Here is a 1,613-nt window from a genome sequence, read left to right on the forward strand (position 1 = left end):
TTCCTCGATTCTGATTTTCATGCGATTTACCAGTCCGAAATGCAAATGGGAAAGCTGATGAATGCTTTGACATTGATGTCGATATTTATTGCGTTTTTGGGATTGTTTGGGCTGACAGCTTATTCAGTACAGCAGAGGGCAAAGGAAATCGGTATCAGGAAAGTTTTTGGTGCAGAGGAATCTGAAATTTTTCTCCTTTTATCATCAAATTACGTCAAGCTAATAGGTGTTTCATGCCTTATTGCTGTTCCTACTGCTTATATTCTGATTTCTCGGTGGCTTGATGATTTTGCCTTTAGGATTCCATTCGAACTTTGGGTTTTTGTCATTGCCTGTTTGGGTTGTTTTGCTTTAGCGATCATGACTGTAGCTCTACAATCTTACAAAAGCATGGGAAGCAATTCAATCAAAATATTGAAGAGTGAATAAAACAATCCATGTATTCTAAAACATGAATTCAGACTAAATGCATAACTGAAAACTTGCTCTAAGGAGTGTTAGTGTAATCAAATCCCTAATAGGGTGGAAAAACCTAAATACTTCAGTCTTCGGTCCTCTTTCATTCTCAAAGGGAATGGGATTCAAAAGCGAATAAAATTCAAGAAATAACCAACTTAAAACCACATTCAAATATGTTATCCAACTACCTCAAAATCGCACTCCGTGGCTTTGTAAAGCATAAGCTCACTTTCTTTATTAACTTGTTTGGATTGGCCCTAGGTTTATGGGCAGCTATCCTGATCGGACTTTGGGTCAAATCGGAGTTGAATATGAATCGGGATTTTGCTGAAATTGATCAGGTTTACAGGATTATGGAACATCAGCGTTACGGTGCCGAAATTTTCACCACCTACTCTACCCCTGGTATTTTGGCTAATGAACTCAAGGAGGTCTTCCCGGAAGTGGAAAGGGCAGCTACCTATACATCGCAACAGGACAATCTTTTTGTTGTCGAGGACACTAGGATCAAATTGAATGGATTTTATGCGGGGGAGGATTACCTGCATATCATGCAATATGAAATACTTCACGGTGACAGGGACAAAGCTTTGGCAGAGATTTCAAATATTGTACTTACTGCGGAAGCCGCCATAAAGTTATTTGGGAAGACAGATGTAGTAGGTGAAACTTTGGTATTGAAGGAAACCGAAGGAGATAATGCTTTTGTTGTCCAAGCGGTTTTGGATTCTTTTTCAAAAGATTCCAATGCCCAATTTGAATATATTCTTCCATTTAAGTTTATGCTTGACAACCCTGACAATGAATGGTTGAAGGGATGGGACAATAATGGCCCGAGTACCATAGTAAGATTGAACAAAGAATCCGACTGGCAGGCGTTTTCTGCAAGTATTGAGGATTTTATTTTAGAACGATTTGAAGGCAGTAACGTCAAGCTTTTTGCCTATCCACAAACTGAACTTTACCTCCATGGAAAATTCAAGGATGGCATACAGCAAGGTGGCAAGATCGAATATGTAAAGTTATTTTCGATCATAGGTTTATTTGTCCTCCTGATCGCCTGTATCAATTTTATGAACCTGTCAACTGCCAAATCCCAGAAAAGAGCCAAGGAAGTCGGTGTAAGAAAAGTAGTAGGCGCAGAAAAAGGAGCA

Annotated in this window: 2 protein-coding genes; both read left to right on the top strand. The window is 39.2% G+C overall.

The features are described from left to right. Positions 1-429 (top strand): ABC transporter permease (locus tag ACEW8O_RS22065; protein ID WP_373496796.1); only part of this gene is annotated, 429 nt, incomplete at its 5' end. A 203-nt stretch (positions 430-632) separates the two neighbouring features. After that, positions 633-1,613, top strand: a 981-nt coding sequence (locus ACEW8O_RS22070) for an ABC transporter permease (protein WP_373496797.1), incomplete at its 3' end; no start/stop codon positions are given.

Source organism: Aquiflexum sp. (assembly GCF_041749095.1).
Lineage (GTDB): Bacteria > Bacteroidota > Bacteroidia > Cytophagales > Cyclobacteriaceae > Aquiflexum.